This is a genomic window from Halocynthiibacter sp. C4 (assembly GCF_028823805.1).
GTDB lineage: Bacteria > Pseudomonadota > Alphaproteobacteria > Rhodobacterales > Rhodobacteraceae > Falsihalocynthiibacter > Falsihalocynthiibacter halioticoli.
The window spans coordinates 13,798-35,310 of the sequence record NZ_JAPEIE010000007.1; the positions used below are offsets into that span (position 1 = coordinate 13,798).

The following is a 21,513-nucleotide window of genomic DNA, read 5'->3' on the forward strand; positions in this document are numbered from 1 at the left end:
ATATTCATTTCACTGCATTATGCGTTTCAACATCGAATACATGAATTTTCGTTGCCGGAAAATCCATTTGCACAGCTTCACCGTCGCGATACTTCTGATCGTCAATAATGCGTGCGCGCATCCCTTGAACATCGCGCCCGTCGTCATCGTCGACTTCGACTTCGGCGTTATCGATCCACTGACCGTTCGGAATCTGGAAGTGCAGGATTTTCTCAGTGCCAAGGCTTTCAACCAGAGACAGGCCAGATTGAACCGGACCCACCCCCACGCGGATGTGTTCCGGCCGGATACCAAAAATTGCTTCTGAGCCAGCACGGCTTGCGAATTTCGGCTCTAGCGCGATCTCCGCGTCGCCGAATTTTGTAAACACACGATCTCCGCTGCTTTGAATGGTCCCGCGGAAGAAGTTCATTCCGGGCGATCCGATAAAACCAGCGACAAAGAGATTGCGCGGATTGTCAAACAATTCTTCGGCGGTGCCAACTTGCTGGATAATGCCAAGCTTCATGACAACGATTTTCGTCGCCATCGTCAGCGCCTCGACCTGATCGTGGGTCACGTAGACCGACGTCACACCCAGCCGCTTCTGCAGTTTGACAATTTCGGATCGCGTGTGCACACGCAACTTCGCATCAAGGTTAGACAGTGGTTCGTCCATCAAGAATGCTGCTGGTTCGCGCACAATTGCGCGGCCAAGCGCCACACGCTGCCGTTGCCCACCAGAAAGCGCACGCGGTTTACGATCAAGGTAAGGCGTGAGTTCAAGGATTTTTGCCGCCTCTTCTACCTTTTGATTGATCTCATTCGCAGGATAGCCCCGCATTTTGAGACCGAACCCCATATTTTTGCGCACGCTATAGTGTGGATAAAGCGCATAGTTTTGGAACACCATTGCGATATCACGTTTGCCTGGCCCAAGATCTGTGACATCCCGCCCGCCGATGTGAATTTCACCAGCCGTTGTTTCTTCTAGGCCAGCGAGCATCTTGAGCGCCGTAGACTTCCCGCAACCGGAAGGTCCAACAAAAACACAGAACTCCCCATCTTCTATTGAAAGGTTAAAGTCCTTGATTGCCTCAACGGCACCGTATGACTTGCCCACTTGGTTGAATTCGATAGTAGCCATTGTACAAGCCCCTTATTTTTCTGCGCCAGCGGCAAGCCCGCCAACCATGTAACGTTCGAGGAAAAGGAAGACGACGATAATCGGGAGTGACGCCATCAATGACGCGGCCATCACGATATTCCAGTCGGTTATCCATTCCCCTTTGAAAGAAGAAATGCCCAGATTGAGTGTCCAGAGACTTTCTGACGTCACTACAAAAGTCCGAGCAAAGAGAAAGTCTGACCAGCTTAGGACAAAGCTATAAAGACTGGTCGCAGCAAGTCCTGGTGCCGAGACGGGCAAAACAATCCGAAAGATAGTTCCAATTGGCGAACACCCATCAACGATTGCGGCTTGTTCAAGTTCAACAGGAATAGTGTCGAAGTAGCCTTTGAGCATCCATGTCGCAAACGGGATAATCATTGTTGCTTGCGCAATAATCACCGACCAGAGAGAGCCAATCAGCCCCATCGAACGGAAAATCACAAAGAACGGAATGATGATCAGCGTGCCAGGCAGCATTTTGGCTGTCAGGATAAAGAGCCCCATCCCTTGCCCGCCCTTGAGACGGAACCGCGAAAGCGCATAGGCCGCCAAAACCGATACCGTAAGCGAGATGATAAGAACAGCAATCGCTATCTTAAGCGAGTTCATGAACCAGACATCAAAAGGATGCTCGGCAAGAAGTTGTGAGAACGTTCCCCACTGCGGGTCTTTTGGAATGAACCGCGGCGGGAAACTGCGAAGCTCGGTCGACTTCGAAAGAGACGTCAGGATCATCCAGTAAACAGGGAACAGGAAGATACAACCGAGAGTGATGAGCGTCCCGTAAAGGGCAACTGAGTTGAGTGTTTTTCTTTTTGCCATTTCTTAAACTCCTAAGCCACGGATTTCGCAAAGCGGCTCACGAGAGCCCGGCTAAGAATTGCGCAGATCACAAGTGTTACCACCCCGACTGCCGCACCACGGCCCATGCGGAAAAATTGGAAACTCTGTTCGAAAGTCATGATCGCAAGGGATTTTGTCGCCCCGATTGGCCCGCCTTCGGTCAGAACAAAGATGATTGCAAAGTCACGGAACACCCACAGTGCTGTCATTACGAAAGACACACCAAGCACTGGCAGCATATTCGGAATTGTCACGTGCCAGAAGCGGCGGAAGACATTGGCACCATCGACACTTGCCGCTTGGTATTGCTCCGAAGGGATAGACTGAAGACCAGCAAGTAGCATGATGCATATGAATGGGTAGCCTTTCCAGATCATTACCGCACACACAGAGTAAAAAGCGGCAGTCGGATCAGCGGAAAAAGCAATCGGCTCACTGATGATATTGGTGCGTTGCAGCATCCAGTTAAACACACCGAAGGAACTGTCGAGCATCCAAGACCAGATCACAACGGCAACAACTTCTGGAACAGCCCAAGGGAGGATCATCAACAGGCGGGCAATCGACCGTCCTTTGAACCTCTGGCTCAGCAAAAGCGCGGTGCCAAAACCAATGACCAGAGCCGCGCCGCCGACTACAACAAGCAGCTTAACCGTGACCCAAAGCGACTTATAAAATTCAGCAGAGCTGAACAGCCATATATAGTTTTCGACGGTCGTTGGCTTACGATCGCCGCCGACACGCGCAATTTTGACATCCTGAAAACTTATGTCGACAGACAGGATAATCGGCAAAACGATGATGAGGGCCATCATAATCAGCGCGGGCGCGATCAATAGATAGCCGAGTTTGTGGCGATGACGCGGAGAGCTGAAATCGATCATTGGAGGCTCCGGATTAACGTGAAGGGTGGCGCCATAGAACGAGCGCCACCCAATTATTTGCTATTGCTCGACTAGTCGAACGCCAGCACTTTCTCTTGGATTGTCGCGGCCACTTGTGCCGGATCAAGATCCTCTGCGAGCATGCGCTGTGTCTCGGTAAAGATCACTTTGGAAAGCTGGCTATTGTAGAGCTCAAGCCCCTTTGGAAGACGGTCAACCTTGGCTTCCGCAGCGCGGCGTGTGGCCTCGATAAACGTCTCGAAGGTCGCATCAGCTTCAATATTATCAGCATAGTCGAGGCCAGGGCGCGGTGCCGGGTTGCCCGAATAATCCGCAAATTTATTCTGGAAATCTTCGGATGCGATAATCTCAATGAAGTCCCAAACAAGCGCTTTGCGCTCATCAGAAATTTCGCTAGGCATCGTGATGATATTCGATGTTCCCCCAAGTGGTGGGCTGAGTGGCGAATATGTGATCTTGAGTTTCGGGCGCATTTCCTCGCTGGCTTTGTTCAGGACGCCATAGATCCAAGGGCCGTCAATATACATACCGAGGTTGCCTTCGATCATAAGCTGGCGCAGATCGTTGCCTTTAGCTTGCTGCGGTGTCAGGCCCGCTTGCACGATGGATTTCCACTTTGCAAAACCTTCAACCGTAGCAGGATCATCAATGATCGGCTTGCCGTCGCGCGTCCAATCACCACCGCTATCAAGGGCAAAACCCTGAATTTGGTGCATAACGGTCGCTGGTTCGGTCATCGACAAGCCAACACCGTATTTATCAACAATGCCGTCACCATCGGAATCGCCAGTGATCGCTTCAGCGGCCGCGATATATTCTTCGAAAGTTGTTGGTGGCGTATCCCAACCCGCAGCCTTTAGAAGCTCTTCGTTATAAGCCATCACAAAGCCAGCATAGAATAGCATCAAACAGTAGGTTTCACCGTTGCGCTCACACGTGGGCTGCCCTGCCCACCCCGTTAGATCAAGTCCGCTCTTCTCGATCCAAGGACCAAGTGGTTCAATCCAGCCCTCTTCTGCGAACGGTTGATACTCAAATGCTGCGAGATGCACGATGTCAGGCGGGGTGCCACCCGCGAACATGGTGAAGAGTGTATCGGCATATTCCTTACGGCCAACCTGTGTCATCTCGATCGTCACACCGGGATGCTGGGCTTCAAAAGTCTCAACTGCTTCTGCCCACCATGCGCCATAGGCGGCGTCGGTTTTTTGCCATGTAACAAAGCTCAGGGTCTCGGCGGATGCCGTAGTAGCGGCAACTGCTGTCCCGAGCGCCAGCGCACTTGTCAGCGCTGCTTTCTTTAGTTTTAGCATGTTCTCCTCCATTGGTATTGCTAAGTTTTTATAGGTGTCAGGTATTGGAAGGCATCGTCGTTTGGCGTGACGCCATGACCGGGGGTATCAGGAATTTCGAAATACCCGTTTTCACAGCTTGCTGCCCCTTCTAGCAGCGCTGCGTTTCTGTGGTAAATTGTGTGCTGGAACTCATGCGACGAAGCGCCCGCGGCTAAGGAAGCGCGCAAACTGGCTGCCATGAATATGCCAAGACCGATTGTCGCGTGCGGGATAATCTCTGCACCGTGTTCCTGAGCCATGCGTCCCATGCGCATGAATTGCGTGATACCGGTGTGGCCCATCTCCGGCTGGATAATATGGCATGCATCGGTCCGATAACGGTAATCCCACTCCGTGCGCCACTCCTCCCCTAACGCAAGCGGTGCCTTAATCGATTGCGCAATCTCCTGTTGCGCAGCGATATCTTCCGGCTTGGTTGGCGCCTCAAGAAACCAGGGATTCATACCCTGCAGCGCTGCATCTAATTCGATCGTTTCCTTCGCCGTTTTCGTCCAGTGGATGTCGAGTGAAATCCGGTGCTCATCACCAAGCGCATCACGAAGTGCATTCATCTCGCCAACGACATCGCCATCATCCACAGCGCCGATTGGAAGCTTCACACTGTCAAATCCGCGCTCTTTCCATGAAACAGCCAAGTCCACGCGCTCCTGACGGGTCTTAGGTGGCAAACCTGAAACATAACCTGCGAGCTGCCCGCCTCCTTTGCGGCCAAGTGCAGACTGGATGCTTTCCCCTTTCGATTTTGCAGCTAAATCCCATAAGGCGATATCAAGCGCCGCAAGCGCATCACCAAGGAAACCACCCCAGTATCCACGCACACGTTGCAACTCATAAAGCTTATCCCAAACCTGGTCGGGGCGGTCAGGGTCGAGCGTTTTGAGATAGGAACCGAAAAGGTCATCGATCAATGCAACAACGGCCTTTGGAGCAACCAATCCATAGGTCTCTCCCCATCCTTGTGCACCGTCACTATCCGTAAGGCACACAACGATTGAACGATCCCGTTTCGGATAAATCGTGCCATTGAATTGCCGCACGAAATAGTCAGGACCAAGATCAACGACCCCGTTTGCAGTATCCCCGAGATAGGGGCGATCAGTTTGACGGTCAAAGGCAAAGACCTCTAGTTTTTCGATCCTACGAGGCACAGGACATCTCCAGACTTTGGTTAAGTAGGGCATATTGCTCAAGCACAAGCGCTTGCAATTTAGCATCAAGCGCTGGCAGCGGTTCACGTGTAAAATCGCTCTTGATCATGCCGCGATGCTTAAGGATTAGCTTGGTCATCCGCATGCGATACGGTGCCTGAATTAGCAGCAACGGCAGCGACCTTGTATAGAGCTCGAGCGCCTCGGCGCGACGACCAGCTGCATAGGCGTTCATGAGCTGAACGTGTGTCTCAAGCAATTCAATCGCAGGCATAGTGGCCACGGCACCGCGCTCCAGCTCCTCAAAGAGATACCGCGCACCGCCCCCGCCAATGACCGCATCCAAATCCGCTCCAACCGCCGCCACGAGCTCGCTTACGCGCTCACCAGACGGAATGCACTCTTCCTTTACAAACCGGACAGCCGGCACAGCATTCGCAAGAGCGATCATTTCTTCCGCCGACAGATCCGCACCGCGCGGCGCAAAAAGGTTCTGTAGAACAATCGGCAAGCCTTCGGTCGCATCCGAGATGCGGTGGAACCACTTGCTCCAGTCTCCACCCATATCTGGAATTGCCATTGCCATTATCATATCGGCCCCAAGGTCTGCGACCTGTTCTGCCATTTGCACCATGCCTTCAGCGGTTGTGGCATTCACACCGCCGATAACTGGAACCCTGCCCGCATTCTGATCGACAACAGCGCTCAGGCACGCTTTGCGTTCTTCCGAGCTGAGCTGAACATCTTCGCTGGCAACGCCGGGATAGACCAACGCACCAACACCTGCATCCACGCTGAAATTCACAAGATTACGCAGCGATTCAATATCAACCGCACCATCTTCGAAAAAGGGCGTGGGAACGACAGGAAGAACACCTGAAAGCTTCTGTTGCATTCTATTCCCTATATTTGAGACTTGTGTAACATAATTGAAACCTACACTCGGCTGTGCTAACTTGTCAACAGGTTCAACAATGGAGATCATAATGACCAGCAATTCACAGACCCTTGCGTTTCATTGGGGCGGCAAATCCTTAAGAGGTTGGGCAATTGCCGAAGGCGGAAAAATTGTTGAAGAGTTCCAAGCAGATACTGCACTCAATGACGCAAAAGAGAGAGGCTACGCCTCAACTTTTGAAGATATTACAAGTACTTTCCTATCAAACCACCCACATGCAGAAATCGTAATCGCCGGCATGGCTGGAGCCAAAGGCGGCTGGATTGAGGCTCCATATGCGCCCTGCCCGATCTCGCCAAAAAGCTTAATCCGCGCGGCAGTCAGATTTGACGTTTGCGGGCGCAAAGCAATGATTCTGCCCGGAGCAACCTATAGAAATTCACAGGAAAACTCTGATGTAATGCGCGGAGAAGAGGTCCAGCTTCTCGGGGTTTTGCATTTATTGGGAATGAGTGAAGCAGTTGTCAGCATTCCAGGGAAACACTGTAAGCAGGCAATTCTTAAATCCGGACAACTCGATCACTTCCGCAGCTTTGTGACCGGCGAACTGTTCGAGCTCCTGCTGGCGAATAGCCTCGTGGGTGCGCTCGCCGAAGGGGATGAATTCTCACCTGCCGCTTTTGAAACAGGTGTGGAGCACGGCGCGGCGACTCCGCTTGCCAATGCGGTATTCGCAAGTCGTGCCAACACCCTTGCCGGTGATTTGCCGCCTGCGCATGTTTCGTCTTTTTTGTCCGGCGTCTTAATCGGCCACGAAGTTGCGCAACTGTCACCAATTGAAGGCGCACCTGTGGTCTTGATGGCCTCCGGTGTGCTTGCAGATCGATATGCGAGCGCGATGAAGACTCTGAACATTCCGTTTCAAGCAATAGACGCCAGAGACTGTATGCGCGCGGGCTTGAGCGTCATCAGCGAAGCAATGGAGCCCGCATTCGAATGAGCCAAATACCACCCATCAAAATCATACATGCCGCGCTTCCGGTTTCCGACATGGCGACAGCTCGGAGCTTCTATATCAAACTTGGGTTGAAACCAAAGTTCGAGCGACACGACCCTGATACAGGTGAGCATCTACTTCAACTCGCCTGCTCTGACGGCAGTTTTGTCGAGCTCATTCGCACCTCAGAAAAGCAACCACACCCACAGTGCCAACATTTAGGATTTCAGGTCTCTGACATCCATACCGCCCACGAAGCCCTAAGCAAAAGCGGCATTCCACCTCAAACCGAACCGAATAGGGGCGCTTCAGGCGTTGATTGGTTTTTCGTTTCCGATCCCGACGGCAACCAACTTGAATTCACATCAAAGGTAACCGCAGAATGAGCAAGGCACGAAATATACTTGTGATTTGCTCGGATCAGCATCGGCGCGATGGAATGGGCTGTGCGGGGAACCCGCTTGTCGACACACCAAACCTAGACGCCCTTGCGGCACGTGGCACGCGCTTTTCACACGCATATTGCAATGCCCCGATCTGTGTCCCCTCCAGAGCGAGCTTTGCGACCGGATTGCAGATTCACGAGATTCCGTCATGGGATAACGCTGACCCTTACCATGGTCAGCGCCGCTCCTTCATGCACCGTTTACAAGATGCGGGATTACATACGGCGTCTGTTGGTAAACTACATTTCCGCGACACAAAGGACGACGTTGGCTTTGACGAGCAAATCATTCCCATGCATGTGCGCAACGGCACCGGAACATTCTATTCCCCACTCCGCTCTCCGATTCCGCGCATCGTTGCAGGACGGAAAACGCTGGAAAAGGCCGGCGCAGGCGAAACCGAATATACCGCATATGACACGGATATCGCCGAACACGCGGTTCAGTGGATTTCCGATTATTCCGGCAAAGGCGACCGAAAGCCATTCTTGCTAAATGTCTCTTTCGTAAACCCTCACCCACCCTACGTGGCACCAGATGAGCTTTTCCATAAGTACATGGCAAAAGAGCTTCCTATGCCCGAAGCCGAGGATTGGTTTGAGCATCGCTCTCTGGAAGGCGTGAGAAAATATTTTGATACGGAAAGTATGCTCCCCCGTGAACGGCACAAAGCGGTGATTGCCGCTTACTACGCCAACATCGAGTTCTTAGACCAAAAAGTCGGCATGGTTCTGCGCGCATTGAGAGATGCTGACCTCGAGAAGGAAACGCTCGTTCTCTATTTTTCTGACCACGGAGAGTCTCTGGGCGAGGCCGGGCTCTACGGCAAATGCAACATGTTCGAAGGCTCGGTGGGCGTGCCACTTGTTTTGGCAGGCCCTGGCGTGGCCGCCGAAAGTGTTTGTCAAACACCTGCACAACTCACCGATATCTACCCTACGGTACTCGACGCGGTCGGCGCCTCTCCCAAACCGTCTGATACTGCCCGAAAAGGAGAGTCCTTGATCAAGATCGCCAGCGCGCTCACAACCGATCGTTGGATATTGATACAGAACCATTGTGCTGGCGCTGAAACGGCGACATTCACACTGACGAATGGTCGCTTAAAATATGTTCATCATCTCGATTTCCCGCCACTTCTATTTGACCTTGTAAAAGACGCAGCCGAGCGGGACAATCTCGCAGACCAACCAGAATACGCAAAAGAGGTAGAACGTCTGCGAACGCTGTTGCATGACATGGTTGATACGACAGCAATCGATCAGGCCTGCCGAACCTCTCAAGAAGCGCGCGTTCAGGCACAAGGTGGCTATGACAAGATCATGGCAAAAACGCAAACCCGCGCATACTCACCACCACCCGAAAAAACTCCAGCATCCAAATGATGCACGCCTTAACAAAAAATGGCTCTCTACTCGCCGCAATTTCGATCTTCTGCGGCGTAGCGGGCGGCGTGACCCTCAAGCTCGCCGGGACCAACTCAAACGCTCTCGCAGTCGCACTGCGCTCGATCATCGTCGTATGTCTTGTTTTCCCTTTCGCAGTTTGGAACCGTGAGAGGTTTACGAGGGCTTTGAACCGTAAAATGTTCCTGCGGTCGTGCCTTGAGGCGGCGGCGATCCTTACGCTGGCCCTAACCTTTTTCCAGCTTCCAATCAGCCTCATCATGGCCGCCCTTGCCGCACTGCCTGCGTTTTCAACATTCGGGGCGGTGAAACTTTTGGGCGAACAAACAAACCGCACCGCTTGGATTGGCGTTGCAGGGGCGTTCGGTGGCTGCATACTCATTATCAAGCCTGCCATAGAGGTATCGGCATTAGGTGGCGCGCTCTTGCTCTGCGCCATTTTCTTCTATGCAGCGCGCGACATTTACACACGGAAATACGCCGCCAACTTGGATGCCGGCGTTTCTGTCGCTGTTTCGAACACAATCGTAGCGATATTGTCTTTGCTTCTAGTGCCGGCTGCCGTTTGGCAAGCGCCTGATCTTGGAAATGTTGTGATGCTCTTGCTTTCGGGTCTGGCGGCAACGGGGGCGGGTGTCATCATCTTGCGTGCGCACCAATTGGCGCCGGTGTCAAAACTTGCCCCCTTACGCTTTACGAGCATCTTATGGGCGCTTGCATTTGACTGGCTCGTTTGGGGCTTTGTTCCTGATCCACTTGCGTGGCTCGGCATAGCTATCATCTCTTTTTCGGTGCTCTTGATTTTCAAGGCTGGCCGAAGCAGCAACTTTCCTAAAGGACCAATAGGATGACCAAGAAACCAAACATACTTTTCATTCTTACAGATCAGCTCCGGTATGATTTTCTCGGCTGCTATGGTGCCCGCTTCCTAAAAACTCCGACAATTGACAGTTTGGCGGAACAAGGAACACGGTTCGAGACCTGTATCTCTGCGTCACCAATCTGTGTGCCCGCACGGGCGTCGATGTTGACGGGATTAGATGCGCATGTGAGCGGCGTCGTTCACAATCTTCAATGGCTACGGCCCGACCGGAAGGAAATGGGCGTAAAATCATGGCCTGAACACCTGAACGATGCCGGATATCGCACCAGTGCAATTGGCAAGATGCACTTTTATCCTTGGGACGCCTCGGAAGGATTTCAAGACCGGATAATCGCCGAAGACAAACGGCATATTCATATCAAGGATGACTACCACGATGCATTGGTCGACTCTGGCCGTGCCAAACAACACGCGTCTACCCTTGAGGGATATCATGAGAACAAAGGGGCGTGTTTTTCCGACCTGCCCGACGACCTTCAGGTTGATCGCTGGGTGGGGAAACAATCCGCCAATTACGTGCGGAATCATACATTTGATCAGCCCCTCGCCCTTATGGTTGGCTTTCCGGGGCCGCATTGCCCGTATGACCCACCCAAAGAAGCAATTCGCAGTATAAACCCTGATCAGCTTCCAGAAGCGATCCCCGAAACAGCTGAAAGCAAAACGCATCAGGCAGATTTTTTGGCGGCTTACAAACGCGAATGGGCCGCACTTGATTACGAAGGTTTCAACGCTTCCCACGTCAAGACCATCAGACAATATTATGCTGCCGCCGTCGAACGCATTGATGCCGATGTTGCCGCTATACTTTCTGCCTTTGAGGAGCAAGGCGAGCTCGACAACACCATTGTCATTTTCACTTCGGACCACGGCGACTATCTCGGAGATTTCGACAAAGTCGGAAAGGCAACATTTCACGAACCTTCGATACGTGTCCCCATGATTGTCACAGATTTTCGCAAGACAGCCGGTGATGTCTCCAATGAGTTGACGAGCCTAATTGATATCTATCCTTCAATTCTGCGTTGGGCAGGGGCAAACCCAGATCCGAATGCGCGCGGCGTTGCGCTTGGAGAAGCAACCGAAGGACGAACAATTGTCGGCACCACCAGCCAAGGCTCAATGGTTCGAAACGCCAGATGGAAACTCGTGAGTTACACCAACGGCACAACCGCCCTATTTGATTTGGGTGCCGACCCAACAGAGCAAACGAACTTAATTAATGAAGAACCAAAAGTAGCGACGCAGCTTTTCAATTACCTCACTTCATCCTTAGTCGATAGCATCGCTGCAGGACACTCCGACTTATTGGTGAACGAAGTAAAGGAAACTCCCCCCCATCCATTCTTCAATCGCGATTGGAAGCGCCAGTATCCAAGCAAAATGGGGCCCCCAAAGTACGGAAAGTAAAGCGCCTACAAAGCTATAGGCACCTCAGCCAACAATGCTTTCTTGCTGTGCGCGACGGAACGATCCGAGGCAACGGAGCGGAAGTTCGATCATTCGACGGTGATCGTGTCAGGCGTATCTTGATCGGGGAAAGCAAAAATTCAGGCACCGCCAAGACTGGTCTTCAAATCATCTATTCGGCGAAGAAGATCATTAACCCGGCACTGAAAGCCCAATACACGTCAACCAAATTATCTCTTCGCCATACCACTGACATCGATACTTTAGAGTATGCGTGCTGTGAGGAGCGGCATTCGCAACAAAAATGATCTCGTATGGGAAGAAAGTCAGCCAACCATCCTGCAATAATGAACTCTACTCTATCGTCTTCACAACAGTTTAAACACCAGCTGTCTATAAGAAATTAAACGAGAAATCGAAGATCAGCGGAAACCCGATGTGCAAGATGTGGACCAAAGCGATTTAGAATGGACGAACATTTTACCGATCCTCTTGGACCTGGCAACCATGAACTTCTACTTCGACTATCAAAGCAGACATTGAAGACTTATGCAGCGAATGTCCGCTTTCCGCCCATAATTTATCAGTTTCATTTTATTGCCACTTCGGGCGCTCAGCGCGGCGAGCGTTCGGTACCTTTCGCCGTGCTCATCAGGATTGATAGGAATCCAGACACCTCACATGGGCAAAATAATCTTCCCTCGTTTTCCTATTTCGCCGCACAAGTGTGTTTTCGCCATTTACGCTGTTTTTGTTTTTCACAAAGGAACAGAGTATGGCCAAACGAACGCCACCAACCACTTATACCACCCCGGGCCTTGACCTAGACTTCGCACCGTATAGCAGCATCCTGCAGGAGATCATCAAGCAGGTGGGGTTCCCGGCCTCGAATGCTGAACGGGCGTATCTGGATGGTATCATCACCCGCCTCAACGCCGCTGCGACTCTGCATCGATTTGAGTTGGACCGGGCCTCTGAGCCAACCGATCACATGAATGAACGCGTTCTTAAGCAAGTCGCGCGGGTCACACAATCGCTCCACAGCCTTCTCCCCATAGTGTCTGATGAAGGCGGGTTTACGGAGGACGCTTGCAACCCGTGTGTATCCGACGGCATAGCACGGTTGCTGGAGCCTAGCCTAAGAACCGCCTTGTCGCTATCAATAATGAGCAAGCGGGAACGGTGAGCGCCGAGGAACTCTTCGGAGCGCGTTCCCCAGCAGAGATCCTACTTCAACTGTCAGAGCATTGCGCCCTTCTTGCGGAGGCTGCGACCTATCAGCTTAAGCAGAACCAAACTGACGCAGACCCAGACAATGCAGGCGACGAGAGCCCTGATGCAGATACCAACCAAATCGCAAATGCAAAATTCACCTTCGAGCTGATTAAGGTTTATGTCGACCTGTTCGCGCGTTCACCTGGCGTTTCTAAAAGCTCAATCGATGGCAAGCCCTCAGGTCCACTCATTCGTTTTTTGCGCGCTTGCTTTAACCATATTCCAAATCAGTCCCCTTCAGATGAGACCTTTGTCAGGTGGATTCGTGAAGCCAAGACAAGGTCTGCCTGAAGCGCGTTTGTGTCGTGATGCGCGTAGAGGTGAGGCCAGCAAAATCGAGCACAGCGGCGCGGGGTCACGGCAGATACAAAAGTTTCTGCGCTGACCATTTAGCTTTTGGGCGGAGTGTCCTTCAGGGTTCCTGTATGGACCGGAAGCCCCAACATACCCCTGCCAATGCCTTCAGCAAGAAGCCTCCTCATGTGGGGTTACAGGCTCTGGTTCGGCTTCTTGCTCGCCAAGCTGCGCGAGACGCTATGGCCTCTGGTCTCTCTCAACAAGAGGATAGCTCAGACCATGCAGACCAAGACCAAACCCCGCATTCCAAATGACCCGCTCTTTACCGTGGCCGAGATCGCAGAGCGTGATCGGTGCTCACAGAAGACTGTGCGACGCGCCATCGCCATTGGCTATCTCAAGGCTATCAGAGTTGGCCCGGGACGGCGCTCCATCCGCATCACAAAAAGCGCCCATGAGCGCTATCGCCACCTGATGTCCTCCTGACCTCAGGCGTCACAAATAGTCCACTAAATCAATACTTTATCAATATGTCGGGAACACCTCTGCCCTGCAACAGCAAACTATACTGTGGCGATGTAATCCCGATTCGACCCCCCTGTCTCACGGTGTCCACCCGAGACCATTTATGCACAAAGGACCGTAACCCGATGGCTTATTTCGAGCGCAAAACACTGGAAACCGCATTTGTAAAACCAGGAACGCCAATGCTGTCGGACTGCTTGGAACGGCTGCAACATGACGCCGAGCTATCTCCCACCAGAGCGCGGGATTTAGCCTCGGGCCTGCGCGGCATTGGCAAAGCCCTCAACCGTCCTCTCAACGAGATCCCCGCAGATCCGATGTGGCTGCAACCCCGCCTTGGCCGCATTGAACCTGCCGCCCTCAGCCTGTCACCCAAGTCTTGGAGCAACACCGTCAGCAATGCCCGCGCAGCGCTTGTGCGCTGCGGCATCGTGCAGAAGCGGGATAGTCGACGCTCCGACCTTTCGCCCCCTTGGCGCACAATCTGGGAAGACGTCCTCGCCACGAAGAGCCAATCCCTCGCGCCTGCTTTGGGCCGGTTCGTACATTTCCTCAACCGCCTCGGAGTTGCCCCCGCGGAGGTTTGCGATGCACACACCGAGGCCTATCGTCAGGCGCTCGCCATCAATGAACTGCGCAAGAACCCCGAAGACGCCATGCGTCAAGCCATCTATGGCTGGAACCATGCGGTGGGGCGCCTGGAGGCGTGGCCCAAGCAGAAGCTCACCATGGTTAACAAGAGCAAGGGCTACGCCTATGCGCTGGAAGATTTTCCGCTCACCTTCCAACAGGGCGTCGCCACATTCATCAACAGAATGCAAAACCCAGACCCACTTGACCCCAAGGCCTTACGCGCACCCTTGCGGCCTGCAACCATTCGCCATCATCGCGCCCAACTCCTTCGGTTTGCCACGGCTCTTGTTTTGTCCGGCTTCCCAATTGAAGAGATGACGTCTCTTGATGTGTTGGTCAATCCCGGCAATGCACGGCAAGGTCTCACATGGATGCTGAAGCGCAATAATGGGCAATCCTCCCCCAGCATTTTCAACACCGCTCTCATGCTCAAAGCCCTCGCCAAGTATCACCTTCAGGTCCCTGACGCGCAGCTCGAAGAGACTGCAGAACTTGCGCGGCGTCTGACGCCTGAGCAGAACCGAGGCATGACCCCTAAAAACCGGACCCGCCTTCGTCAGTTTGATGATGCCAATGCCATGCGCAAACTCGTGGTGCTGCCTGATACCTTGTTTGCAGCTGCAAACCCAATGACCAAACTCAAAACGGCTCTGCTTAAGATGGAGGTCGCAATTGCGATCGACATCTTGCTCGCCTGCCCCATCCGCCTGCGCAACCTCGCGGAACTGCACCTCGAGACCAATCTCAAGCGTATTGGCGATGAGCGGGTGTTTTTGGTCTATGACAGCGCAGACGTGAAGAACCGCCGAATGATTGAGTTTGAGCTCCCCGCATCGCTCATCAAGAAGATCGAACACTACCTTGCTATACGCTCTCCGATTATGTGCCCTGCTGGAACGCCGTGGTTGTTCTCGCAACGACGCGTCGCGCGTTCGGTAAGCACGTCCGATCTCTCAAAAAGGGTCAGCAAGGCTATTCGCAAGGAAGTCGGTGTCGATATGAACGTCCATTTATTCCGCCACTTCGCCGCCAAGCTTTGGCTAGAGCGATACCCCGGACAATATGAAGCGCTGCGCCGCATTTTGGGCCACGCTGAACTCTCATCTACCCTTAATGCTTATGCCGGCTTCGAAGCGGGCACCGCCTCACAGTTGTTTGCAAACATTATTGAGCAAAAGCGAGGTTCAAAATGAGACGGTTATCACTGCGTTTTGAAGAATGGCCTGAAGCGGATCGCACCATGTGGGCAGAACTCACCACCAAATCTGGCCCACTCGATCCGCGTGGCGCGCTCAGCCATTTGGAGGAGCCCTCGCGCGGGAACCTTGTCACTAGCTATGGCTATTGGCTGGGCTGGCTTAATGCCAATCATCCCGGGGCCTTCGTTGAATCGCCGGTGGAACGGGCCACGCCAGAACGTGTAACTGCTTGGATGGCAAGTGCATCGCATCTCAGGCCTGATACACGCCTTGCACGCTTGGAAAAGGCCCTGCGTGTCCTTAAAGCCTATGCGCCTGACCACGAATGGACAATGCAGATCAGGTTAGCGTCTCTCCTACGCCATGAGCTTCACACCTCGCCAAGTACACGCAAGCGAGGGCGGATCATTGCAAGTGATGTACTGTTCCAAGCGGGATTATCTCTCGTCGAGGATCTTAATTCCGGCGGCGCCCCCGCCAGCCTCAAAGAAGCGCAGCAACGCCGCGATGGCGTCATGATCATGATGTTGGCGGTACTTCCCATGCGACGCAGATCCTTTGTGGCTCTTGAACTGGATCAGACCCTGATTGTATCTGGCGATCGCATTTCGGTTGTTCTTGAGACGCCAGATACAAAAAACCATCGCGTTTGGGAGACGGAAGTTCCCGCAAATCTCGCGTCTCCGCTTCTTAGCTATATACGAGACGTGCGCCCATGGTTTTTGACGCGGAGCGACACCCAACACATGCGGCTTTGGTCCAACGACAGTGGTCGTCCGTATTGCGCCATACATCTCGGAGCACGGATAACGCGCCTTACAGAGAAGTACGTCGGGGCGCGCGTCTGCCCGCATTTGTTCCGCGACTGTGCGGCAACAACTTTGGCTTACGATTCACCAGACGCCGCCCGCCTTATCCGCGCTCTGCTCGGGCATTCAACCTTCCGCACCGCAGAGCGTCATTACAACCAGGCCCGCGCCATCAATGACGGGCGCACATACGTCAGCCTGCTTGAGGACATCAGAAAGGGTACAAAATGACACGCGCTGCTATCTACGCAAGATATTCAACAGACCTGCAAAGCGATGCTTCGATTGAAGATCAACACCGCCTTTGCGGACGTCTCATTGAGGCCAACGGCTGGAGTGAATCCAAAATCTACGCCGATCGCGGTTTAAGCGGCGCCACCCTTCTTCGCCCCTCCTATCAACACCTGCTACAAGACGCGCGGGATGGGACGTTCGACGTGGTTGTTGCAGAAGGCCTTGATCGCCTCAGCAGGGACCAGGAGCATATTGCAGCCTTCTATAAACAGATGCGGTTTTTGGGGATACCGATTGTCACAGTGGCAGAGGGAGAAGTGTTCGAACTGCACATTGGCCTCAAAGGGACCATGAGTAGCCTCTTTCTTAAAGACCTTGCGCAGAAGACCCACCGCGGCCTTGAAGGGCGTATCCGCAAAGGCAAATCCGCAGGCGGCATCACATATGGCTATGACGTGGTGCGTCAGGTTCTGGCTGGTGGCGAGATGTCCACAGGGGAACGGATCATCAATAAAGCGCAGGCCGCGACAGTGCGGGGCATCTTCAAGGATTATGCGAACGGCCTCAGCCCTCGCGCCATCGCATCCGCCTTAAACAACGACGGGATCGCAGGGCCACGCGGCACGAGTTGGGGATCGTCTACCATTTACGGCAATCACAAACGTGGCGCAGGTATCCTCAACAATGAACTCTATATTGGACGTCTCGTCTGGAACCGACAGCGCTTTGTCAAAGACCCGACAACGGGCAAACGACAAGCGCGTATGAACCCAACAGAAGACTGGATCATTGAAGAGGTTCCGCAACTCCGGTTCATTGATCAAGACCTCTGGGAGGCGGTGAAGGCCCGGCAGAAGGCGACCCGTAACGACATGATCCGTGATGGGCTCAACCGTCCAGAACGCGCGCACCGAGCCAAACACCTGTTCTCCGGAATGTTGATCTGCGGAGCTTGTGGCGGTGGCTATACCATTGTCGGCAAAACACGGTACGGCTGCGCCAATACCCGCAACAAAGGCACCTGTACCAACCGCCTCACAATCAAACGGGAAGACCTTGAAGCGCGTGTGCTCTTGGGGCTCAAAGATCAATTGCTTCACCCTGATCTGATCGCCGAGTTCGTTTCCGCTTTTCAAGCAGAGTTCAACCGCCTCGCAAACGAGTCCTCAAAAACCAGATCACAGACAAAACAGGAATTGAACAGGGTTTCTAAACAAATCGACAAGATCATAGATGCGATCACTGAGGGGATGTTTCACCCAAGTATGAAGGCCAAGATGGATGAGCTTGAAGACCGCAAACTAAAGCTTGAAGCCGAACTGGCCACTGCAGAACCGGACAATCCGGTTATGCTGCATCCGGGGCTTGCAGAACTCTACAGTACAAAAGTCGCCAATCTAACAGAATCGCTGAATGATGCTTCAAGCAAAGCCGAGGCAACCACTCTCATTCGCAGCCTTCTCACGGAGATACGTCTGATCCCAGAAAGCGACAGTCTTGATATAGAACTTGTTGGCGAGTTGGCGGGGTTGTTGGCATTAGGCCAAACAAAAACGGCCTCTGAAGCATTTGCTTCGGGCCGTTCTGTAACAATGGTTGCGGGAGTAGGATTTGAACCTACGACCTTCAGGTTATGAGAGAGGCTCAGGGAGCTTGCATGATCTACGCCATGTTGCGCCACACTACCCTATCTTATTGATTCACAACATTTATTCTTGACGCAACCTGCACTCTCTTTCTATCGCTTACCCTAAGATTTGCTTCCAGTTGCTTCCACAGTGCTTCCACAAAGGTTTCACGTAGCGGCAAAATGAAAGGGTAAGACAATGACAAAACTCACCAAACGCAGCGTCGATACGCTTTTACCCAAAGAGAAAAGCTATTTCCTTTGGGATCGAGATGTGAAGGGCTTTGGCGTGCGGGTGATGCCTTCCGGAACTAAGACTTATCAAGTGCAGTATCGCAAGGGCGGTCGCACACGGCGCATTTCCTTGGGGCGGCATGGCACGATAACGGTCGATCAAGCTCGGCTTATAGCCAAAGAGGTTCTTGGCGACGTGGCAAAGGGTGAGAATCCCGCCGAAGAGATATCACAGCACCGCAAAGCACCAACTGTTGCGGCTCTCTGTGAACGGTTCTTTGAAAGCCATGTGAAGGAACGCTGCAAACCCACGACCCAAGGGGAGTATCGCCGAGCGATTGATCTGTTTATCAATCCTGCGCTCGGCAGCTTTAAGGTTGTTGATGTGGAAAGGAAAGACATTGCCGAGCTACATCACAAGTTCCGTGACAAACCCTATCAAGCCAACCGTACACTTGGCGTTCTGTCCAAGATGTTCAACTTGGCCGAGGTTTGGGGCTTGCGCCCTGATGGCTCCAACCCATGCCGCCATGTTCCGAAGTATCGGGAAGTGAAGCGCGAGCGATACCTAAGCCGCGATGAACTGCATCGATTGGGCGATGTTCTAACCGCATGTGACGCCGATGGATCAGAAAGCCGATATGTGATCGCGGCCTTCCGCTTGTTGATCCTGACTGGATGCCGTCTTGGAGAAATCCAAACGCTGCAATGGTCCTTTATCACCGATGACGGAATGGAGCTTCCTGACACCAAAACAGGCGCTCGGCGCATACCGTTACCTGATGCGGCCCGAGCCGTGCTAAGCGCCCTTCCCCGCGTTGCTGGCAACCCTTACGTTATCATAGGTAAGGTTGAGGGCGGATTTGCCACGGATTTGCAGCGCCCTTGGCGGCGCATCCGGAAACTGGCTGGACTTCCAGATGTGCGCATTCACGACCTTCGACATACCTACGCCTCAAATGCGGTTTCCTCTGGGATGCCCATTCAAATGGTGGGGCGCTTGCTTGGACACACGCAACTGCAAACCACAATGCGCTACGCGCATCTTGCGGATGATCCGGTCAAACGTGCTGCCGAGGAGAACGCCGCACGCTTGGAAGCCTTGGTGAATGGCGGACAAACAGGGAAGGTTTTGAGGGGCGTTACGTAGGGCCGAAACCCCTTATATGTAACCTTAGCGACGACACAGCCCAAAGTTGGGCATTCGGCCTCTTTGGCTAAGCTATAGGAAAACACCTATTCGGTTCGCAAGATTAATTTCACTTAATGGAAACAAAGTGTCCAATCCGCACCGTTTACTATCACTTTGATAGTAAATGAGCGCATTCCCTTGCATATGTTATTCGTTAACGTTTTGTTAACCTACATTAACAAATCATTAACGAGGGATTTTAATATGAAACTTATCAAAGGGCTATTGCCCGCGTTAGCACTCGCACTTGCAACACCAAGCTTTGCGGGTGTGGCATTTACAACTTCACCTGTCTTCTCATCTCAAGAAGTACAACACGGTGGCGGTTGCCGCAAAGACTCTCCACGCGGCCAGTGCTGCCACGCCGGCTCAAAGCCGTATCACTGCCACTAACATCAAGGGCGTTCAAACCGAACAATACGCGTGTAACGTCCCGTAACCTTACATAAGGGGCGGCGGCTTGATATTTGAGCCTATCGCCCCTTACGTAAGGTATAGGTATTAGCTAAGGTTATCTTTGGAGAATAGATGAGAAAGCACATGTAATGCGCTCCGAAGACTATCGGCACGGTTTACACAAATCGCTCTACAAAGAGACCTACTCTGACACTGATATTGACCAACTGTGTTTACTTACCAGCGTCACGCCGCCAGATAAGGCTGCGCTTCGATCCAGTCTTGAGGTTTGCGCCGCAATCTTTCGCAAGCAAAACGACCAATTCAAACCAAGGCAAAAATCGAAGGAAACCGCGACTGAGCTAACCAAGATTGCAAAGCAGGCGCGTCGACTTGCGGATTCTCTTGAGACTCTCGATCCCGTGGCGCGCCAAGCTTTGGTTAATCAAATGATTGGCGATGGCGCTCGGATGATCACAAAAGGAGAAGGCGCTCCCAAACACCCCTCCACTTTCCTTGCATTTGACGACCTTTGCGACAACGAGACCGAAGAAGGCACAATTGGTTGTGACGTTGAACTCCCAACCTTCGTTGCACTCTTGGGAGGCTTAGAAAATGCCGCGACGCGCGGAAAAGGTCGCACTTCAAAACTCCCAACCGGGAAAATACCTGACTACGCGTTAATGCTATGGTTCTCAAACATCGAAAAGCTTTGGTGCGAAATTAGCTCCGATCCTTTTTCCAGAGATATCACCAGCACGGGCGAACCAATTACAAATGCGAGCCGTTTCTGTGTTCTTGCGTTTCAAAAAATAGACCCGAATTACACTGAGTCTCGCATTCTCAATGGCATGAAAAAGTTCATAACAAAACGCCGCAAAGAAGCTACTGGCAAACTTAGGGAAAAAATGACTCCCTAAGTTTGCCAGCGCTTTCGCTCGCATTTCGCAGGTGAGCGTTGCTAGACATATTCCATCGACAACAATCAACGATGATGGAAATTAACATGCAAACACAGGTACTTGCGGAAACGCAAAGCAAACCCACCTCAACCTTTTGGGACGGGTTCATTACAGAAACAGACGCGGCGGATTATCTCTGCCAGAGCATTCGCACATTGCAGAAATGGCGCGTCACGGGCTTTGGGCCGCAGTTCTACAAACCGGGGCGCTCCGTGCGCTATCGTCGCCGCGATCTGCGCGATTGGGCCGAAAGCCGGATGCGTCGCAACACCTCTCAGATTTGAGTTTTGCCCGTTTGGGCTTGGCAGCACCATGCGGGATTTTGGGGCCGGATGGCTCACAAACGGGGCGCAGGCGAAACAGTTCTGCGCCCCAGCTTCAAACACTTTGGAAATGGATAACCACTATGAGCAATCAGCCAGCGCACAAGATCAAGCTTGGGCTAACGACAGCAACGATTTGGAACAATGATGGAAATTACTCCGTCGACATCACACGGTCCTATCGGGACGGGCAGGGAGAGTGGAACAACACCTCAAGCCTGTTCCATTCCGACCTTCTAAATGCCGCCAAATGTGCGGAGCGGGCGGAAATATGGATCAGCCGCCAACATGCAACGCGCTAAGATCACATGGGGTTGGACATCACTGTCCGGCCCCAAAATATAAGCTGCCCCGCCGGAGGCACCA

21 protein-coding genes are annotated in these 21,513 nt (G+C 52.8%); 15 read left to right on the forward strand and 6 right to left on the reverse strand.

Translation table 11 applies throughout. The annotated features are described in order from the left end of the window. Positions 1–4: 4 nt before the first annotated feature. The 6 genes from OU789_RS16645 to OU789_RS16670 form a co-directional block, all read right to left on the reverse strand. Positions 5–1,126, reverse strand: coding sequence for an ABC transporter ATP-binding protein (locus OU789_RS16645; RefSeq protein WP_274656906.1), 1,122 nt, complete (start codon positions 1,124–1,126; stop codon positions 5–7). 12 nt (positions 1,127–1,138) lie between these two features. Next, positions 1,139–1,972, reverse strand: coding sequence for a carbohydrate ABC transporter permease (locus tag OU789_RS16650; protein WP_274656907.1), 834 nt, complete (start codon positions 1,970–1,972; stop codon positions 1,139–1,141). 11 nt (positions 1,973–1,983) lie between these two features. Then, positions 1,984–2,877 (reverse strand): carbohydrate ABC transporter permease, encoded by an 894-nt coding sequence (locus tag OU789_RS16655; protein ID WP_274656908.1) that lies wholly within the window; start codon positions 2,875–2,877, stop codon positions 1,984–1,986. A 71-nt stretch (positions 2,878–2,948) separates the two neighbouring features. Next, the gene (locus OU789_RS16660; protein ID WP_274656909.1) at positions 2,949–4,211 is read right to left on the reverse strand and encodes an ABC transporter substrate-binding protein; all 1,263 of its coding nucleotides are present in this window, start codon (positions 4,209–4,211) and stop codon (positions 2,949–2,951) included. 20 nt (positions 4,212–4,231) lie between these two features. After that, positions 4,232–5,401, reverse strand: coding sequence for a mandelate racemase/muconate lactonizing enzyme family protein (locus OU789_RS16665; protein WP_274656910.1), 1,170 nt, complete (start codon positions 5,399–5,401; stop codon positions 4,232–4,234). After that, on the reverse strand, positions 5,391–6,296 hold the full coding sequence (locus OU789_RS16670) for a dihydrodipicolinate synthase family protein (protein WP_274656912.1): 906 nt from the start codon (positions 6,294–6,296) through the stop codon (positions 5,391–5,393). The genes OU789_RS16665 and OU789_RS16670 overlap by 11 nt, the downstream gene beginning before the upstream one ends. Before the next feature lie 91 nt (positions 6,297–6,387). Between OU789_RS16670 and OU789_RS16675 the strand changes: the two genes are divergently transcribed. From OU789_RS16675 to OU789_RS16745, 15 genes are all read left to right on the forward strand, one after another. After that, the gene (locus tag OU789_RS16675) at positions 6,388–7,299 is read left to right on the forward strand and encodes a 2-dehydro-3-deoxygalactonokinase (protein ID WP_274656913.1); all 912 of its coding nucleotides are present in this window, start codon (positions 6,388–6,390) and stop codon (positions 7,297–7,299) included. After that, positions 7,296–7,682, forward strand: coding sequence for a VOC family protein (locus OU789_RS16680; protein WP_274656914.1), 387 nt, complete (start codon positions 7,296–7,298; stop codon positions 7,680–7,682). Before OU789_RS16675 ends, OU789_RS16680 begins: the two co-directional genes overlap by 4 nt. Continuing rightward, on the forward strand, positions 7,679–9,127 hold the full coding sequence (locus tag OU789_RS16685; RefSeq protein ID WP_274656915.1) for a sulfatase-like hydrolase/transferase: 1,449 nt from the start codon (positions 7,679–7,681) through the stop codon (positions 9,125–9,127). Before OU789_RS16680 ends, OU789_RS16685 begins: the two co-directional genes overlap by 4 nt. Next, positions 9,127–9,999: a DMT family transporter gene (locus OU789_RS16690; RefSeq protein WP_274656916.1), complete on the forward strand. Its 873-nt coding sequence runs from the start codon at positions 9,127–9,129 to the stop codon at positions 9,997–9,999. The genes OU789_RS16685 and OU789_RS16690 overlap by 1 nt, the downstream gene beginning before the upstream one ends. Continuing rightward, positions 9,996–11,441, forward strand: coding sequence for a sulfatase family protein (locus OU789_RS16695; RefSeq protein WP_274656918.1), 1,446 nt, complete (start codon positions 9,996–9,998; stop codon positions 11,439–11,441). Before OU789_RS16690 ends, OU789_RS16695 begins: the two co-directional genes overlap by 4 nt. A 775-nt stretch (positions 11,442–12,216) precedes the next feature. Beyond that, complete coding sequence (locus OU789_RS16700; RefSeq protein ID WP_274656920.1) at positions 12,217–12,627, forward strand: hypothetical protein; 411 nt, start codon at positions 12,217–12,219, stop codon at positions 12,625–12,627. After that, positions 12,624–13,007 carry a hypothetical protein gene (locus OU789_RS16705; RefSeq protein ID WP_274656921.1) on the forward strand — a complete coding sequence of 128 codons (384 nt, stop codon included), beginning with the start codon at positions 12,624–12,626 and terminating at the stop codon, positions 13,005–13,007. The genes OU789_RS16700 and OU789_RS16705 overlap by 4 nt, the downstream gene beginning before the upstream one ends. Before the next feature lie 285 nt (positions 13,008–13,292). After that, on the forward strand, positions 13,293–13,499 hold the full coding sequence (locus OU789_RS16710; RefSeq protein ID WP_274656923.1) for a helix-turn-helix domain-containing protein: 207 nt from the start codon (positions 13,293–13,295) through the stop codon (positions 13,497–13,499). A 164-nt stretch (positions 13,500–13,663) separates the two neighbouring features. Continuing rightward, positions 13,664–15,364 (forward strand): tyrosine-type recombinase/integrase, encoded by a 1,701-nt coding sequence (locus OU789_RS16715; protein ID WP_274656924.1) that lies wholly within the window; start codon positions 13,664–13,666, stop codon positions 15,362–15,364. Beyond that, on the forward strand, positions 15,361–16,410 hold the full coding sequence (locus tag OU789_RS16720; RefSeq protein ID WP_274656925.1) for a hypothetical protein: 1,050 nt from the start codon (positions 15,361–15,363) through the stop codon (positions 16,408–16,410). Before OU789_RS16715 ends, OU789_RS16720 begins: the two co-directional genes overlap by 4 nt. Then, a complete protein-coding gene (locus OU789_RS16725; protein ID WP_274656926.1) occupies positions 16,407–18,050 on the forward strand; it encodes a recombinase family protein in 1,644 nt (547 codons plus the stop codon). The genes OU789_RS16720 and OU789_RS16725 overlap by 4 nt, the downstream gene beginning before the upstream one ends. 189 nt (positions 18,051–18,239) lie before the next feature. After that, the gene (locus tag OU789_RS16730; RefSeq protein WP_274656928.1) at positions 18,240–19,424 is read left to right on the forward strand and encodes a tyrosine-type recombinase/integrase; all 1,185 of its coding nucleotides are present in this window, start codon (positions 18,240–18,242) and stop codon (positions 19,422–19,424) included. Between the two features lie 860 nt (positions 19,425–20,284). Then, on the forward strand, positions 20,285–20,782 hold the full coding sequence (locus OU789_RS16735) for a hypothetical protein (RefSeq protein WP_274656930.1): 498 nt from the start codon (positions 20,285–20,287) through the stop codon (positions 20,780–20,782). A gap of 86 nt (positions 20,783–20,868) precedes the next feature. After that, complete coding sequence (locus tag OU789_RS16740; RefSeq protein ID WP_274656931.1) at positions 20,869–21,108, forward strand: helix-turn-helix domain-containing protein; 240 nt, start codon at positions 20,869–20,871, stop codon at positions 21,106–21,108. Between the two features lie 122 nt (positions 21,109–21,230). Continuing rightward, positions 21,231–21,449 (forward strand): hypothetical protein, encoded by a 219-nt coding sequence (locus OU789_RS16745; protein ID WP_274656932.1) that lies wholly within the window; start codon positions 21,231–21,233, stop codon positions 21,447–21,449. Positions 21,450–21,513: the final 64 nt, after the last annotated feature.

Bases quoted from the DNA above. Each gene is read 5' to 3' on its own strand.
- OU789_RS16645 (WP_274656906.1), bottom strand. From the start codon at position 1,126: ATGGCTACTATCGAATTCAACCAAGTGGGCAAGTCATACGGTGCCGTT.
- OU789_RS16650 (WP_274656907.1), bottom strand. From the start codon at position 1,972: ATGGCAAAAAGAAAAACACTCAACTCAGTTGCCCTTTACGGGACGCTC.
- OU789_RS16655 (WP_274656908.1), bottom strand. From the start codon at position 2,877: ATGATCGATTTCAGCTCTCCGCGTCATCGCCACAAACTCGGCTATCTA.
- OU789_RS16660 (WP_274656909.1), bottom strand. From the start codon at position 4,211: ATGCTAAAACTAAAGAAAGCAGCGCTGACAAGTGCGCTGGCGCTCGGG.
- OU789_RS16670 (WP_274656912.1), bottom strand. From the start codon at position 6,296: ATGCAACAGAAGCTTTCAGGTGTTCTTCCTGTCGTTCCCACGCCCTTT.
- OU789_RS16675 (WP_274656913.1), top strand. From the start codon at position 6,388: ATGACCAGCAATTCACAGACCCTTGCGTTTCATTGGGGCGGCAAATCC.
- OU789_RS16680 (WP_274656914.1), top strand. From the start codon at position 7,296: ATGAGCCAAATACCACCCATCAAAATCATACATGCCGCGCTTCCGGTT.
- OU789_RS16685 (WP_274656915.1), top strand. From the start codon at position 7,679: ATGAGCAAGGCACGAAATATACTTGTGATTTGCTCGGATCAGCATCGG.
- OU789_RS16690 (WP_274656916.1), top strand. From the start codon at position 9,127: ATGCACGCCTTAACAAAAAATGGCTCTCTACTCGCCGCAATTTCGATC.
- OU789_RS16695 (WP_274656918.1), top strand. From the start codon at position 9,996: ATGACCAAGAAACCAAACATACTTTTCATTCTTACAGATCAGCTCCGG.
- OU789_RS16700 (WP_274656920.1), top strand. From the start codon at position 12,217: ATGGCCAAACGAACGCCACCAACCACTTATACCACCCCGGGCCTTGAC.
- OU789_RS16710 (WP_274656923.1), top strand. From the start codon at position 13,293: ATGCAGACCAAGACCAAACCCCGCATTCCAAATGACCCGCTCTTTACC.
- OU789_RS16715 (WP_274656924.1), top strand. From the start codon at position 13,664: ATGGCTTATTTCGAGCGCAAAACACTGGAAACCGCATTTGTAAAACCA.
- OU789_RS16720 (WP_274656925.1), top strand. From the start codon at position 15,361: ATGAGACGGTTATCACTGCGTTTTGAAGAATGGCCTGAAGCGGATCGC.
- OU789_RS16725 (WP_274656926.1), top strand. From the start codon at position 16,407: ATGACACGCGCTGCTATCTACGCAAGATATTCAACAGACCTGCAAAGC.
- OU789_RS16730 (WP_274656928.1), top strand. From the start codon at position 18,240: ATGACAAAACTCACCAAACGCAGCGTCGATACGCTTTTACCCAAAGAG.
- OU789_RS16740 (WP_274656931.1), top strand. From the start codon at position 20,869: ATGCAAACACAGGTACTTGCGGAAACGCAAAGCAAACCCACCTCAACC.
- OU789_RS16745 (WP_274656932.1), top strand. From the start codon at position 21,231: ATGAGCAATCAGCCAGCGCACAAGATCAAGCTTGGGCTAACGACAGCA.